Origin of the sequence: Bacillus sp. B28 (assembly GCF_029536185.1) — a bacterium.
GTDB classification, from domain to species: domain Bacteria; phylum Bacillota; class Bacilli; order Bacillales; family Bacillaceae; genus Bacillus; species Bacillus halotolerans.
Genome location: NZ_CP120511.1, coordinates 35,001 through 48,108, shown reverse-complemented (window position 1 = coordinate 48,108; position 13,108 = coordinate 35,001). Strand labels below are relative to the sequence as shown.

16 protein-coding genes are annotated in these 13,108 nt (G+C 40.7%); 1 reads left to right on the top strand and 15 read right to left on the bottom strand.

The window, feature by feature from the left end; genetic code table 11:
• Positions 1–76 precede the first annotated feature (76 nt).
• Positions 77–844 (bottom strand): TatD family hydrolase, encoded by a 768-nt coding sequence (locus tag P3L57_RS00255; protein WP_069487699.1) that lies wholly within the window; start codon positions 842–844, stop codon positions 77–79.
• Positions 845–922: 78 nt separating this feature from the next.
• Entirely contained in the window at positions 923–2,917 is a 1,995-nt protein-coding gene (metG, locus tag P3L57_RS00250; protein ID WP_069487698.1) for a methionine--tRNA ligase, read from the bottom strand.
• Positions 2,918–3,413: 496 nt separating this feature from the next.
• On the opposite strand from metG, the gene abrB reads away from it, so the two are divergent.
• Positions 3,414–3,704: a transition state genes transcriptional regulator AbrB gene (abrB, locus tag P3L57_RS00245; RefSeq protein ID WP_003226760.1), complete on the top strand. Its 291-nt coding sequence runs from the start codon at positions 3,414–3,416 to the stop codon at positions 3,702–3,704.
• Between the two features lie 49 nt (positions 3,705–3,753).
• Here the strand turns inward: abrB and rsmI are convergent, their stop codons facing one another.
• From rsmI to P3L57_RS00180, 13 genes are all read right to left on the bottom strand, one after another.
• A complete protein-coding gene (rsmI, locus tag P3L57_RS00240; RefSeq protein ID WP_059334656.1) occupies positions 3,754–4,632 on the bottom strand; it encodes a 16S rRNA (cytidine(1402)-2'-O)-methyltransferase in 879 nt (292 codons plus the stop codon).
• Positions 4,607–4,906 carry a GIY-YIG nuclease family protein gene (locus tag P3L57_RS00235; RefSeq protein WP_010332689.1) on the bottom strand — a complete coding sequence of 100 codons (300 nt, stop codon included), beginning with the start codon at positions 4,904–4,906 and terminating at the stop codon, positions 4,607–4,609. Before P3L57_RS00235 ends, rsmI begins: the two co-directional genes overlap by 26 nt.
• Positions 4,893–5,636: a tRNA1(Val) (adenine(37)-N6)-methyltransferase gene (locus tag P3L57_RS00230; RefSeq protein ID WP_069487697.1), complete on the bottom strand. Its 744-nt coding sequence runs from the start codon at positions 5,634–5,636 to the stop codon at positions 4,893–4,895. The genes P3L57_RS00235 and P3L57_RS00230 overlap by 14 nt, the downstream gene beginning before the upstream one ends.
• A 60-nt stretch (positions 5,637–5,696) precedes the next feature.
• Positions 5,697–6,056 carry a replication initiation-control protein YabA gene (gene yabA, locus P3L57_RS00225; protein WP_010332687.1) on the bottom strand — a complete coding sequence of 120 codons (360 nt, stop codon included), beginning with the start codon at positions 6,054–6,056 and terminating at the stop codon, positions 5,697–5,699.
• A 14-nt stretch (positions 6,057–6,070) separates the two neighbouring features.
• Positions 6,071–6,898, bottom strand: a complete 828-nt coding sequence (gene ricT, locus P3L57_RS00220; RefSeq protein ID WP_010332686.1) for a competence/sporulation regulator complex protein RicT — start codon at positions 6,896–6,898, stop codon at positions 6,071–6,073.
• A gap of 2 nt (positions 6,899–6,900) precedes the next feature.
• Complete coding sequence (gene holB, locus P3L57_RS00215) at positions 6,901–7,890, bottom strand: DNA polymerase III subunit delta' (RefSeq protein ID WP_044153513.1); 990 nt, start codon at positions 7,888–7,890, stop codon at positions 6,901–6,903.
• 11 nt (positions 7,891–7,901) lie between these two features.
• Positions 7,902–8,342, bottom strand: a complete 441-nt coding sequence (locus tag P3L57_RS00210; RefSeq protein WP_069487696.1) for a YaaR family protein — start codon at positions 8,340–8,342, stop codon at positions 7,902–7,904.
• 12 nt (positions 8,343–8,354) lie between these two features.
• A complete protein-coding gene (gene darA, locus P3L57_RS00205) occupies positions 8,355–8,684 on the bottom strand; it encodes a cyclic di-AMP receptor DarA (protein WP_003218295.1) in 330 nt (109 codons plus the stop codon).
• 74 nt (positions 8,685–8,758) lie between these two features.
• Positions 8,759–9,397, bottom strand: coding sequence for a dTMP kinase (gene tmk / locus P3L57_RS00200; protein ID WP_069487695.1), 639 nt, complete (start codon positions 9,395–9,397; stop codon positions 8,759–8,761).
• Positions 9,394–10,833, bottom strand: a complete 1,440-nt coding sequence (locus tag P3L57_RS00195) for an aminotransferase class I/II-fold pyridoxal phosphate-dependent enzyme (RefSeq protein WP_069487694.1) — start codon at positions 10,831–10,833, stop codon at positions 9,394–9,396. Before P3L57_RS00195 ends, tmk begins: the two co-directional genes overlap by 4 nt.
• 83 nt (positions 10,834–10,916) lie before the next feature.
• A complete protein-coding gene (locus P3L57_RS00190) occupies positions 10,917–12,074 on the bottom strand; it encodes a toxic anion resistance protein (protein ID WP_069487693.1) in 1,158 nt (385 codons plus the stop codon).
• 17 nt (positions 12,075–12,091) lie between these two features.
• A complete protein-coding gene (locus tag P3L57_RS00185) occupies positions 12,092–12,706 on the bottom strand; it encodes a 5-bromo-4-chloroindolyl phosphate hydrolysis family protein (RefSeq protein WP_069487692.1) in 615 nt (204 codons plus the stop codon).
• A gap of 143 nt (positions 12,707–12,849) precedes the next feature.
• Entirely contained in the window at positions 12,850–13,044 is a 195-nt protein-coding gene (locus tag P3L57_RS00180; protein WP_024123601.1) for a sigma factor G inhibitor Gin, read from the bottom strand.
• Positions 13,045–13,108: the final 64 nt, after the last annotated feature.

Sequence of the window (13,108 nt, the reverse complement as noted above, 5' to 3'; positions counted from 1 at the left end):
AGAAGAAAGCATGTAGAACTTTTATGGAAAAACGCCGGAACGGACAAGCTCTTACAAAACCCGCTAGCGTTTGTTGTCAGTTTATACGGAAAAGTCTTTTTGCATTTTCAGTCGTGATTGATGCAATTTCTTCAAAGGTTGTTCCTCTTAATTCAGCAATCTGCTCCGCCACATATTTTACATAGCTTGGCTCATTTCTTTTCCCTCGAAAAGGAGTTGGTGTAAGAAACGGACAGTCAGTTTCAATCAGCAGCCTATCATTCGGAATTTCCTTTACAACTTCCTTCGGTTTCTTCGCATTTTTGAAGGTGACAGGACCGCCAAATGACAAATAAAAATTCATTTTCATACATTCTCTTGCAACTTCGATACTGCCCGTAAAGCAATGCATGATGCCGCCGACTTCGTCTGCGCCTTCCTCTTTCAAAATGGCAACAACATCCTCTGTCGCATCACGGTTGTGAATAATAATAGGAAGATTGACCTCTTTCGCCAAGGCAATTTGTTTTCTGAATACTTCTTTTTGAACATCTTTAGGAGATTTATCCCAATGATAATCCAGGCCCATTTCTCCTATCGCTACCACTTTTTCATGAGCAGAAAGCTCTTTAATCCAAGCCAAATCTTCCTCTGTCATGTCAATGGCGTCAACTGGGTGCCAGCCGATAGCAGCATAAATAAAATCATATTCCTCAATCATTTCCATCGCCCGGGTAATGGTCGGCCGGTCAAAACCGACAACTACAATACGGTCCACTTTTTCAGCTTTCGCCCGCTCAATAACCTCTTCTAGATCTGTATTGTATTGTTCTGCATTTAAATGCGCATGTGTGTCAAATAACATAAATGAAAAACTCCTTTCTTGTCGAAACACAAAAGGTGTTCGACGAATTGTTACACGTGAAACACCTTTTGTTTATCATTATTTAATTCTTGTACCTTTCGGTAAGGACTGATCAATGGATACGGCTTTTAATACGCCGTCTGCTTCTCCTGCAAGGATCATTCCTTGAGAAAGCTCTCCTCTCAGCTTAACCGGTTTTAGATTTGTTACACATACGAGTTTTGTTCCAATAAGCTGCTCAGGCTTATAATGTTTTGCAATGCCGGATACGACTTGGCGTTTCTCAAAGCCCAGATCAAGCTGTAGCTTCAGTAAGCGGTCTGCTTTTTTCACCGGCTCCGCTTCAATGACCTCTGCCACACGAAGTTCGACATTCATGAACTGATCGATCGTAATTTCAGGTAAACGATCTACCTCTTGCGGCTCTTCTTCTTTTTTCTCTTCTTTAGCTGGAGCTGAGCCCTGCATTTTCCCTTTGATGTACGCAATTTCTTCTTCTGCCTCTAAACGCGGGAATAACGGTTCGCCTTTTTGCACTTTTGTATCTTTAAGCTGGCCGAAAGCAGTAATGCTGTCCCAGGCTTTTAATGCATCATCCGAGATGCCCAGCTGCTCAAACATTTTTACCGGTGTTTTTGTCAGGAACGGCTGAAGCAGTACGGCTGAAATACGCAATGATTCAGCAAGGTGATACATAACCGACTGCAGTTCTTTTTCTTTTTCAGGATCTTTGGCAAGAACCCATGGAGCCGTTTCGTCAATGTATTTATTTGTACGGCTGATCAACTGCCATAACGTTGAAAGAGCCACCGAGAATTCCATATTTTCCATTGCTTTTTCATATGATTTCACTGTTTCCTCAGCCACGGAAGAAAGCGTCTGGTCAAATTCCGTTACGGCACCTTTATAAGAACCGATTTGCCCGTCAAAATATTTATTGATCATAGCAACAGTACGATTCAAAAGGTTACCTAAATCATTCGCTAAGTCATAGTTAATCCGTTCAACAAAACCTTCCGGCGTGAAGACACCGTCAGATCCAAATGGAACTTCGCGAAGCAGATAATAACGAAGCTCATCTAAACCGTAGCGTTCGATGAGTGTGACTGGATCAACAACATTGCCTTTGGATTTCGACATTTTTCCATCTTTCATCAAAAGCCAGCCATGTGCAAATACTTGCTTCGGCAGCGGAAGATCCAGAGCCATCAGCATAATCGGCCAATAAATGGTATGGAATCGCACAATTTCCTTACCAACTAAATGAACATCGGCAGGCCAATATTTTTGATATAGCTCATCATTTTCTGTATCATAACCGAGTGCTGTTAAATAGTTGAATAGTGCGTCGATCCAAACATACACAACATGTTTTGGATTTTCCGGCACCTTCACACCCCAGTCAAATGTCGTGCGTGAAACAGCTAAATCCTCAAGGCCGGGTTTGATGAAGTTGTTAATCATCTCATTTTTACGTGACTCCGGCTGAATGAAGGTTGGGTTTTCTTCATAGAATTTTAAAAGACGGTCAGCATATTTCCCCATACGGAAGAAATAGGATTCCTCTTTGATCAATTCGACAGGGTGCCCGCTGTCAGGGCTTTTCCCGCCAATAACCTCACCCTTTTCATTTCGTTCAATATCCACAAGCTGAGTTTCCGTATAGAATGTTTCATCAGGGATACTGTACCAGCCCTCGTATTCATCAAGATAGATGTCCCCGTTATCAAGAAGCTTTTGAAACACCTTTTCTATGACGACTTTATGCCGTTTTTCAGTTGTGCGGATAAAGTCATCGTTTGAGATTTCAAGCTGTTTCCACAGTTTCTGAATATCTGCCGCTGCGCGATCCACATACTCCTGAGGCGTAATGTTTTCCTGTTCAGCTTTTTGCTGGATCTTCTGCCCATGCTCGTCCGTTCCCGTTAAATAGCGAACATCAAAGCCTTTTAATCGTTTGTAGCGAGCCATTGCGTCACCCGCGACTGTTGTATACGCATGGCCGATATGTAATTTTCCGCTCGGATAATAAATCGGTGTTGTAATGTAAAATGTATTGTTTTCTTGCGGCATCTTGAAACCTCCCAATCAGAATGTCAAAAAGCTCCCGCCCAAAGGACGAGAGCGGCGATAAGTGCAAATCCTATATGATTACCTATTTTTATATTTATCCTTTATCTATGATACCATCTTAGCCTTTAAGATCAAGGATATATACGTATGCCCCTAAAAAGAATAATTAAAATTAAAAATGTTTATTGAAAGTAAAAAAAGTCTGTTCATGTCGAATTTTGTCGTATATAATCTTACGGTATAAAAAACCTTGGTTCGAAAGTCTTGATTTAAAAGGATTTTTCATAGGATAATAGCTTTATTAGAAAATTATAAAATGCTGTTATTCCGGTATTTTCAAAGCCATTACTGACTATAAGAACTAAATCTTACAATCAATAGTAAACAAAAGGATTGACGATTATTGGAAACCTTGTTATGCTATGAAGGTAAGGATTTTGTCGAATAATGACGAAGAAAAATATAATTTAAACAATAATTATCTCTTGGGAGGAGAATGTTTATGAAATCTACTGGTATTGTACGTAAAGTTGATGAATTAGGACGTGTAGTGATTCCTATCGAATTGCGTCGTACTCTTGGAATCGCAGAAAAAGATGCTCTTGAAATTTACGTTGATGATGAAAAAATCATCCTTAAAAAATATAAGCCAAACATGACTTGCCAAGTAACTGGTGAAGTTTCTGACGATAACCTTAAACTTGCTGGCGGCAAATTGGTGCTAAGCAAAGAAGGCGCTGAGCAAATCATCAGCGAAATCCAAAACCAGCTTCAAAACCTTAAATAATCATTTTTTACACAAAAAACGTTCTTGTTATGACACAAGAACGTTTTTTTTATTGCTGAATATGGTATGCATCATACATTTCACGTTTTGGGACGTTACGATCTACAGCCGCTTTTTTAATGGCTTCTTTTGATGTCGCTCCTTTTGAGATGTAATGCTCGACATGTTCTTTTGCAGATAGGTTCTCCCACCAATGTGTTTCTTCATCTGCTTCCTCAGCTTTATTGCCTTCGACTACAAGACAAAACTCACCGCGGATCTGATCCTCATTTGCCCAGTCTATCACTTCGGATATCGTTCCTCTTATAAACTCTTCATATTTCTTAGTAAGTTCACGCGTCACCGCAATGTCCCGATCTCCTAATATGTCTAACATCACAGACAGGGTTTCCTTCAATCGGTGAGGTGCTTCATAAAAAATAATCGTTTCTTGCCGTTTTTTGAGGACATCGAGTTCTTTCTTCTTTTCTTTTTTCTGCCTGTTGAGAAATCCGTAGAAAAAGAAAGGCTGCGGTACAATTCCTGAAGCGATAAGCGCTGTTAATGCGGCATTGGCTCCCGGCAGAGGAACAACATAACCGCCCATTTCCGTAAAGTCCTTGACGATTTCCGCTCCAGGATCAGAAATCGTCGGCAGTCCGGCGTCACTGACCAGCGCTATGTTTTTCCCGGACTTCAGCCATTCAATGATTTTGTGGCCGCTGCTTTCTTTATTGTGTTCGTGATAACTGACAAGCGGTGTTTCAATTTCATATACATGGCAAAGCTTTTTTGTTTGCCTCGTATCTTCTGCAGCAATCGCATCCACTGATTTCAGCGTTTCGATCGCGCGAAATGTCATATCCTCTAAATTTCCGATAGGTGTCGGAACCAAATAAAGAATCCCCATATCCGACTTTCCATTAAAGCTCATCTGGCGCCTTAACATATACAGCCTCCTTGCTGTTCCTTTTTTCCTCTATATAAAGCTCTTTTTTTCTGCGGGTCAGTTTTTTAAAGTAATATTCCGCCTGCATGGCTTCCCGCTTCGTTGCAAATGCCTCAGCAAAAATTAAATCAACCGGGCGTCTTGCTTTTGTATACTTTGCGCCCTTTCCATCGTTGTGAGTTTTCAGCCGTTTCTGCAGATCGTTGGTATACCCTGCATACCAGCTGTTGTCTTTGCACTGTACAACATAAAAGAAATGGTTATTTGTCTCCATATAAAATGGTCCTGATTTCTTTTGTATATTCATTTTGTTCGTTATACACGAACAGCGGAGGAAGTATTTTCAAATCTGGACGCCCGCCTTTTATGCCTTCAACCAAAATGGTATTGGCTTCCTTCCCTTGTTTCGGATAGACAAACTGAACACGCTTCGGCTCAATTTGATAAGCCTTCATCAATTCAAAAATTTCGAGAAGCCGGCCCGGCCGGTGAACGAGCGCTGCCTTTCCTCCTTGCTTTAGCAATTTACTGCTGACTGAAATGACATCTTCCAATGTACAGTGAATTTCATGTCTTGCGATACGGAGATGTTCATTCAAATTTTGTTCGGCCTGTTTGGGTGTTTTAAAATAAGGCGGGTTGCAGGTAACAACATCATATCTATTATGCCCCAGCTTTTCAGGCATGTTTTTCAGATCATCATGTATGATTTGAATTTGATCCTCCAGTTTGTTATATTCCACACTGCGGACAGCCATATCATGCAATCTTTCCTGAATTTCAACACCAAGGATATCTGCTTTTGACCTTGTACTCAACAGCAGCGGCACAATGCCGTTTCCGGTGCACAAATCAACAATTTTTCCTTTTTGAATCGGAACATAAGCAAATTTGGAGAGAAGCACAGCGTCCAATGAAAAAGCAAACACCGTTGGACTTTGTATAATCTTCATATCCTCTGCCAGCAAATAATCTAATCTTTCATCGTCATGTAATGAAACCATTTTCTTATCCTTTCCAGCACCTTTGAAAAAGGCTTCCGTCTGATGCGGAAGCCTTTTTCCTTATTTTTTATTTAAGAATGACAGACAGAAAAGACAATCTTCTTTTCTGACGCTTCCATAGTGGACGTTACAGATATGGAATCCTTCCTGATACAGACGTGCCAGATTATCATATCCTTCCCCTATATCAGCTTGCTCTGTCTTCTGTGTTTTTGATTCTTTTTTATCAGCTTTAAACTTTTCAATCTGCTGCGTCGTATCGTCCAGCCGTTTACGCAAATGCTTATTTTCAAGCTGTAAATGATGATTTTCTTCAATCATCTCACCGATATGCTGCTTTAAATCCCCCAGCTGCCGGTAAAGCGAGCCGATTTGTTCTTCTAAGTTAATGACGGTATCAAATAACTCTTTTTTATCCAAGGTTCCACACCTCGTTAATCTGTGGTTTGTGCGGATACGACGCCCTCTTCCAAGAGCTCTTCCCAAGTATATTCTATCACTTTTTCACGGTTCATCAGTTCCACCTGAAGCACCCGTTCCAGAATATTCAGCCCGACGACTTTTGCAGGCCCGTTTGCTGTCGTAATCATTTCCCCTATATCCGGAAGCTGTTCCTTTGCAGTCTCATACTCATCGTTTTCGTATTTCAGACAGCACATCAGACGTCCGCAAAGACCAGAAATCTTTGTTGGATTTAAGGATAGGTTCTGATCCTTCGCCATCTTAATGGACACAGGTTCAAAATCTCCGAGGAATGTTGAACAGCAAAGCATTCTGCCGCAAGGGCCGATTCCTCCGAGCATTTTTGCCTCATCTCTTACCCCAATCTGGCGAAGCTCAATCCTTGTTTTAAAGATGGAGGCTAAATCCTTTACAAGTTCTCTGAAATCTACTCTGCCGTCAGCAGTGAAGTAAAAAATCACTTTATTACGGTCGAACGTAAACTCCACATCGACCAGCTTCATATCCAAGCCGTGATCTATCACTTTCTTTTGGCATATTTCAAATGCTGATAAAGCTTCTTGTTTATTTTCTTCTACAATGAGAAGATCGCGCTCGTCAGCCACGCGTATCACTTTACGGAGCGGAAGCACAACATCATGCTCATCCACCTGTTTATTCGCGACAACAACCTGACCGTACTCAACACCTCTGACAGTTTCTACAATTACGCAGCTGTCTTGTTCTATATGAAATCCATTCGGATCGAAATAATATATTTTACCCGCTTTTTTAAAGCGGACGCCAATTACATTGTACAAGCTTATCCCTCCTGCAACATTAACACCAAGTGCTCCATTAATCCCTGCACATTCACATTGGAATGAAGCCGTTTCTTTGCTTCTAAAACAGCAAGTATCTGGTTCGTAACGCTTTGTTGTGTTGATTGTAGCGCATGCTGTTTTATTGATTGGAATAAGTCTTGATAAATCAATTTATCTTCATTTCCTATTTGGATGGACAACACATCGCGATATATCAATAAGAGCATATCAAGACCCATTTCTTGATGGGTTTTTTCTTTGAAAAAGGGCATCCATTGATCTTGAATAAAGAAAAAGGCATGTCCTTTCCGCTGGTGTAAGACTTCATACAATTTTATCACTTTCGCTCTAGACTCTGCAAACTCATCATTTCGACTTAATTCGACTGCTTCTGCTACATTGTTGGTCATGTTCGCCAGGAGCCTCGCCATATGAGGCGAGACGTCCTGTTCTATCAGTCTGTCTTCAATTGCTTTGGGCTGCAAAGGCTGAAAAGGAAGGGTTTGGCATCTTGAAATGATGGTATCCAATAACCTTTGAGGCTGCTCAGTAATAAGGATGGCCATTGTGTCTCTGTTCGGTTCCTCTAAAAACTTCAGCAGGCTGTTTGCCGCATTAGCCGTCATTTGATCTGCATGGGATATGATGTACAGCTTTTTATGCGATTCAAGCCCTGTTTTAGAAAACTCTTCTTGCAGCGCTTGAATTTGCGCCTTTTTAATCGATAACCCATCAGGCTGGACCAGATGGAGATCAGGGTGGTTTCCCGACTCAATCCGCTTACAATTTCTGCAGTTCTCACAAGGCTCTGCTCCGTCTTCCAGACAAAAAAAGCTTTTCGCAAGAAGCATTGCGGCCTCCAGCTTGCCTGTTCCTTTTTTGCCCTCAAATAAATAAGCGTGTGATAGTCTGTCCTTCTCAATACTATTATATAAAAGCTTCATTACTCTGGGCTGAAGCTCGGTCATTTCCTTCCAGGATATTGCCATTGTATCACTCTCTATGTGTAAAGGTTAATCAATAAACCTTCTATTTCGCCAATACGCTCCAGCAAATCAATTGCCGGCTTTTCCTGATCCATCATCTCTTCAGTAAGCTTTATCAATTTCTCGTCTATTTCTTTCACAAGTCCCAGCGTTCTGCTGTTTCCGTAAAGATCAAAGCTTTTCGACGTTTCATGTGAAAGGCCGCTGTCAACAGCTTCTTTGACAAAACGTTTCACAAGCCCTTTAAATCTTGCCAAGTCTTTAAAATTCCGTGATTTCGTCAGTCTTTTCCCAAATGCTTCTATGTCCGTTAACATCCTGGTCAGCTGATCAAACTTCAATTTGCTGCTTTGGTTCTCCATAGATGTTTTAAAAGATGCTGAAATCTCAGCTGTTTTCATAGAAGGAAGCTGCTTATTATCTATAAATGTGCGTATATCTTTATTAATTTTCACAGTTTCAAATCCTTAAAATTGATGAAATTCATCGACTGGAAGGACAAACACTGTCGCTCCGCCAACTTCAACTTCGACTGGATAAGGGACATATGAATCAGCATTTCCGCCCATTGGAGATACAGGAGCAATCATCTGATCCCGTTTCTGTCCGTTTTCTTTAATGAGGCTCAATGCTTTATCGACGCGTATATCCTCGACACCAATCATAAACGTTGTATTGCCTGATTTAAGAAATCCTCCCGTCGTCGCAAGCTTTGTGACTCTAAAGTTGTGATCTGTTAAAGTTTTCAAAAGTCTGTTGCTGTCCTGATCTTGTACAACTGCCACTATTAATTTCATCTGTAAAGGCCTCCTTTAGATTGGAAACAACAATGATCTCGTTTACATTATTATATCAACTAATGAGAAACAGGTCACAATTGAATTTTTTTCAACGCTTCATTGATAACCTTTAGAACGTCCTGAACAACGAGGTCTTTCGATTGTGCTGCCTCAACTGAATGAAATCTTTCTGGAAAACGTTTCATCAGCTCCCGATAACCTTCCTGAACCTTTGTATGGAAGCTCAACTTTTCCAGATCGAGCCGGTTTTTCTCCCGAGAGCCGTTCGCATCAATACGCTTCAGGCCTTCTTCCGGATCAATTGAAAAATAAATTGTGACATGAGGCATCATATCTCCAATGGCGAATTGGTTAATCGAAAGAACCTCATCAATCCCAAGGCCTCTTGCATATCCTTGGTATGCGAGTGAACTGTCTATGAATCTGTCACAAAGTACAATATGCCCCTGCTCTAAAGCAGGTGTTACTTTTTCAACTAAATGCTGACGTCTTGCAGCTGCATATAAGAGAGCTTCTGTTTTCGGATCCATTAACGTGTTGTTCTCGTTTAGAATAACTTCTCGAATTTGTTCTGCGATATCTATGCCGCCTGGTTCCCGTGTTGCTGTAACCTGAAGGCCTTCTGCTATCAGTATCTTTTTTATTTCCTGCAATACAGTCGTTTTTCCCGCGCCTTCAGGACCTTCAAATGTAATAAATAAACCGCTCATGATTTCTCCTCTTCTATATAAACAAGTAATTGCTTCTCATTGATTTTCATATTCCCTTGAACATGCGTTTTCATGCTGATCAAGCGGCTGAGCTTTTGCACGCTTTCCCTTGTGATTCTTTCGCCTGCCATAATCATCGGAATTCCCGGCGGATAAGGTATAACATCCTCTGCATTCAGCCGGCCTGCCGCTTTATCAAAACCCACATATTCTTTCTGTAACGTGTTTAAAACCTTTTTCGGATAAGGCATTACAGTAATAGGCTGTGCTTCCCATTCTGGAGAAACATTCATCTCGTCAGATGGAGTCTTTTCGATCTCTTGATCAATTTTCTTAATTGTTTCAGAATCGATTCTCTGTTTTCCTCCCAAAGGGAGAACAAGCAAAACCTGATTTTCATCGGCAAGCTCTGTGAATATGTTGACACGCTCTAATATTTTTTGCAGTGTAAAACCTGAATGGCCACATTTGGAACGAATGGTGAGTTTCAGCGGATCCGTTGTAATCCGTTGATTGGCCGGTTCAACCGCTTCAGCATATGCAAGTGAATCAAACGTTTGTTTAATCAATTGAATATGCTGCAGAACGTCAGGAAGCTTTTGTTCCTCTATCATATGCTGCAGATAAGCGCGGGCAAGATCCAATGAAGCCATTATCGGATAAGACGGGCTGCTGCTTTGTAAACGATTCAAGTAATCCGCTACCCGGTTCCGTTCAATTTTGTTGCTATTGAGGTGCAAATAAGACCCCATCGTCATGGCAGGCAGCGTTTTGTGCGCCGACTGAACAACAATATCTGCTCCCATTTGCAATGCTGAAGCCGGGAAAGGCTCCCCTAAAACAAAGTGTGCGCCATGCGCTTCATCCACCAGCACAGGAATCCCGTATTGATGCGCCTCTGAAATGATTTCAGTCAAATCCGCGCTATGTCCATAGTATGTGGGATTGGTCAGCACCAACCCCTTCGCATTTGGATATGCCTTTAAAGCTTCTTTTATCGTACCAAGCGGAACATGCGTAGGCACATGCATTATTTCATCAATGTCAGGTGCGAGATAAACCGGCTCAGCTCCAGCCAAATCAACAGCATGAAAGACAGATTTATGGCAGTTTCTTTGGATCAGGATCGTATCTCCAGGATCACAAACTGATAAAATCATCGCTAAGTTTCCGACAGTCGTGCCGTTCACAAGAAAAAAACTTTCTGCCGATCCATACAATTGGCTGACAAGATCTTGGGCTTCCTTAATCACACCTGAAGGATGATGCAAATCATCAAGCCCCGATAGTTCAGTCAGGTCAATTGTAAGAAGCGGGTTGTATATGGTCTTAGCCTCATCAAAAAAGACATCTCCATTGTGATGTCCCGGAACGTGAAATGAATGAGAATTTCTTCTCGCATGTTGAATCAGTGCATGATATAAAGGTGTGTTCATTAAAACAATCCCTTGAATGTGTATTCTTACTCTTTATTATATCGTTCCTATGACAGAACTTAAAGCTAAGACTTACTGGTAAACTATCTTTCCTTTATCGCGAGCAGCTTTTGCTTCAAATCGCCTTCCATCATCATGAGCTCTTCTTCAGCCTGTCGGCGTTTAAGCCGCCCTTCTTCTTGAATCGTCAGCGTTTCTTCAAGCGTACTGATTAAGCTTTCCTGCACCTTCTTTAACGTATCAATATCAACAAGCCCTCGTTCATTTGCTTTCACTGTTTCAATTGTATTGGTTTTTAAAAGCTCCGCGTTTTTTAGCAAAAGCTCATTTGTTGTATCGGATACTTTTTGCTGTGCATCCACAGCGTTTCGCTGCCGTAAAAGTGTCAAAGCAATCGCTACTTGGTTTTTCCAAAGCGGGATTGCGGTTACAATGGATGACTGGATTTTTTCAGCTAATGCCTGATTCGTATTTTGAATTAACCTAATTTGCGGAGCGCTTTGTATGGTAATTTGCCTGCTCAAGAGCAAATCGTGCACTCTTTTATCCAGTCGGTCAGCAAATTGGATCAAATCGTTTACTTCTTGAACGGCCATTTGATTATGTTCACTTGATTCGGCCTGTCGTTTCAGTTCAGGAATTGTTTTCGTTCTTAATCCATCCAGCTTTAATTCCCCAGCAGCAATATAAATATTCAGTGCAGAAAAATATTCTTTGTTTTTATCATATAACTGCTCTAACAGCTTATTATCACTGAGTAATGCATTTTTTGAATGCTCAAGTTTTAAACTGATTCTATCTATCTGCACACTGGTCTTTTGATACTTTGACAGTACCTCCTGAAGAGAATGAGACACTTTCCCAAACATGCGTGCCAAGAAACCTTTTTTCTTAGACTGCAGTTCATCTGGATTTACTTGCTCCAGCTTTTTCATCAGCTCACCAAGGATTTCACCGATTTCACCGACATCCTTCTTTTGAACATGATCAATCATCGTATGAGAAAAATTCAGCAGCTTAGACTGAGCTTGTGAACCATATAAGACAATACTGTTCATATTGTTATGATCAATCTGTTCAGCCAGCTGGTATGCTTTTTCTTTGTTTTCTTCTGGCAGAACATCGACAAGCCGCACTGACTGCTTTTCTGATTCGACAGCCTCCCCCTTTGGTGTTTCGATATCCCCAAAGGGGTCTGCCAACAATCCGTCTATTTGAAGTTCGCTTCGATCCTTATTCACCGTCCTTACCCCTTCCGTTATTTTTTCAAAGAATGCTTCGCTGCATCTAATTCAAATTGCATTTCACCAATTTCGTTGCCCATTAATTGAGTTAAATCTTCTTCTAAACGCTTCGTCAATTCAGCAAGTGTGATACGCACTTCACTCAACGACATCGAAAGCTCTTTGTTTTTTTTCGGATGAGAAGAAAGAAAAGCATATTTCTCTGTCAGTTCCACAACAGAATCTAGAGTCTGATAAAAGAAACGCTCAGCCCGATAAAACCGTTTTGGCTCTTTTTTGGTTAATATATAGATCCTTCTGACAAGTCTCAGCATCTCTGCATTTTGCTTAAACATCTGGATACTTTTTGCCTGAAATAAAGCTTTTCTAAGACGGATTATTTTTTGCCTTGCTTCCTCAAGATTTTTCTTGATGTACGCATATTCTCTTCCCGTCAGTTCATGTTTTTTAAGAAATAACCGTCTCGAATTCCACAAACCCGCTGTGTATACGAGAGCTGCTGATGAAACGCCATATACAAAAGATAAAAAAAATGATTGGTTAAAACCAAAAAAACTCAATAATCCTATGAAAACAAAAGTCGCACTGCTTGTGAAACTCCATATCAAAAATTGAAGAAATCTATGCATCACTTCATCGACTCCTGTGAGTATTTCATATTTAACATTATTATCTACTACGTTTAGTCCCTAAACAAGTTTCATGTTCTTTTATCGTATCCCCACTGCTTTATATAAAGTGAAAAATGGTACAAAAAAAGACCTTCTCAGGTCTAAGAATATAATGGCGGTGTATGAATGCTCTTTAGTTTTTTGACATAAAAGGCATAGTCAGGATCGGAAGTTGCTGTAGAAATTACTTTTCTCTCACAATCTAAGCATATGAATTTTGTATAAAGATGAATCCCTCTGCTTTTCTCTTGTTCGCAAATAATACATGTTTGATGGTGTTTAACCGTTTCGTCCATCGTCCCCACCTCCGTACAATTAGCCTTTCCTGAAACCTGTTATTGTATACATTATTTAGATCTT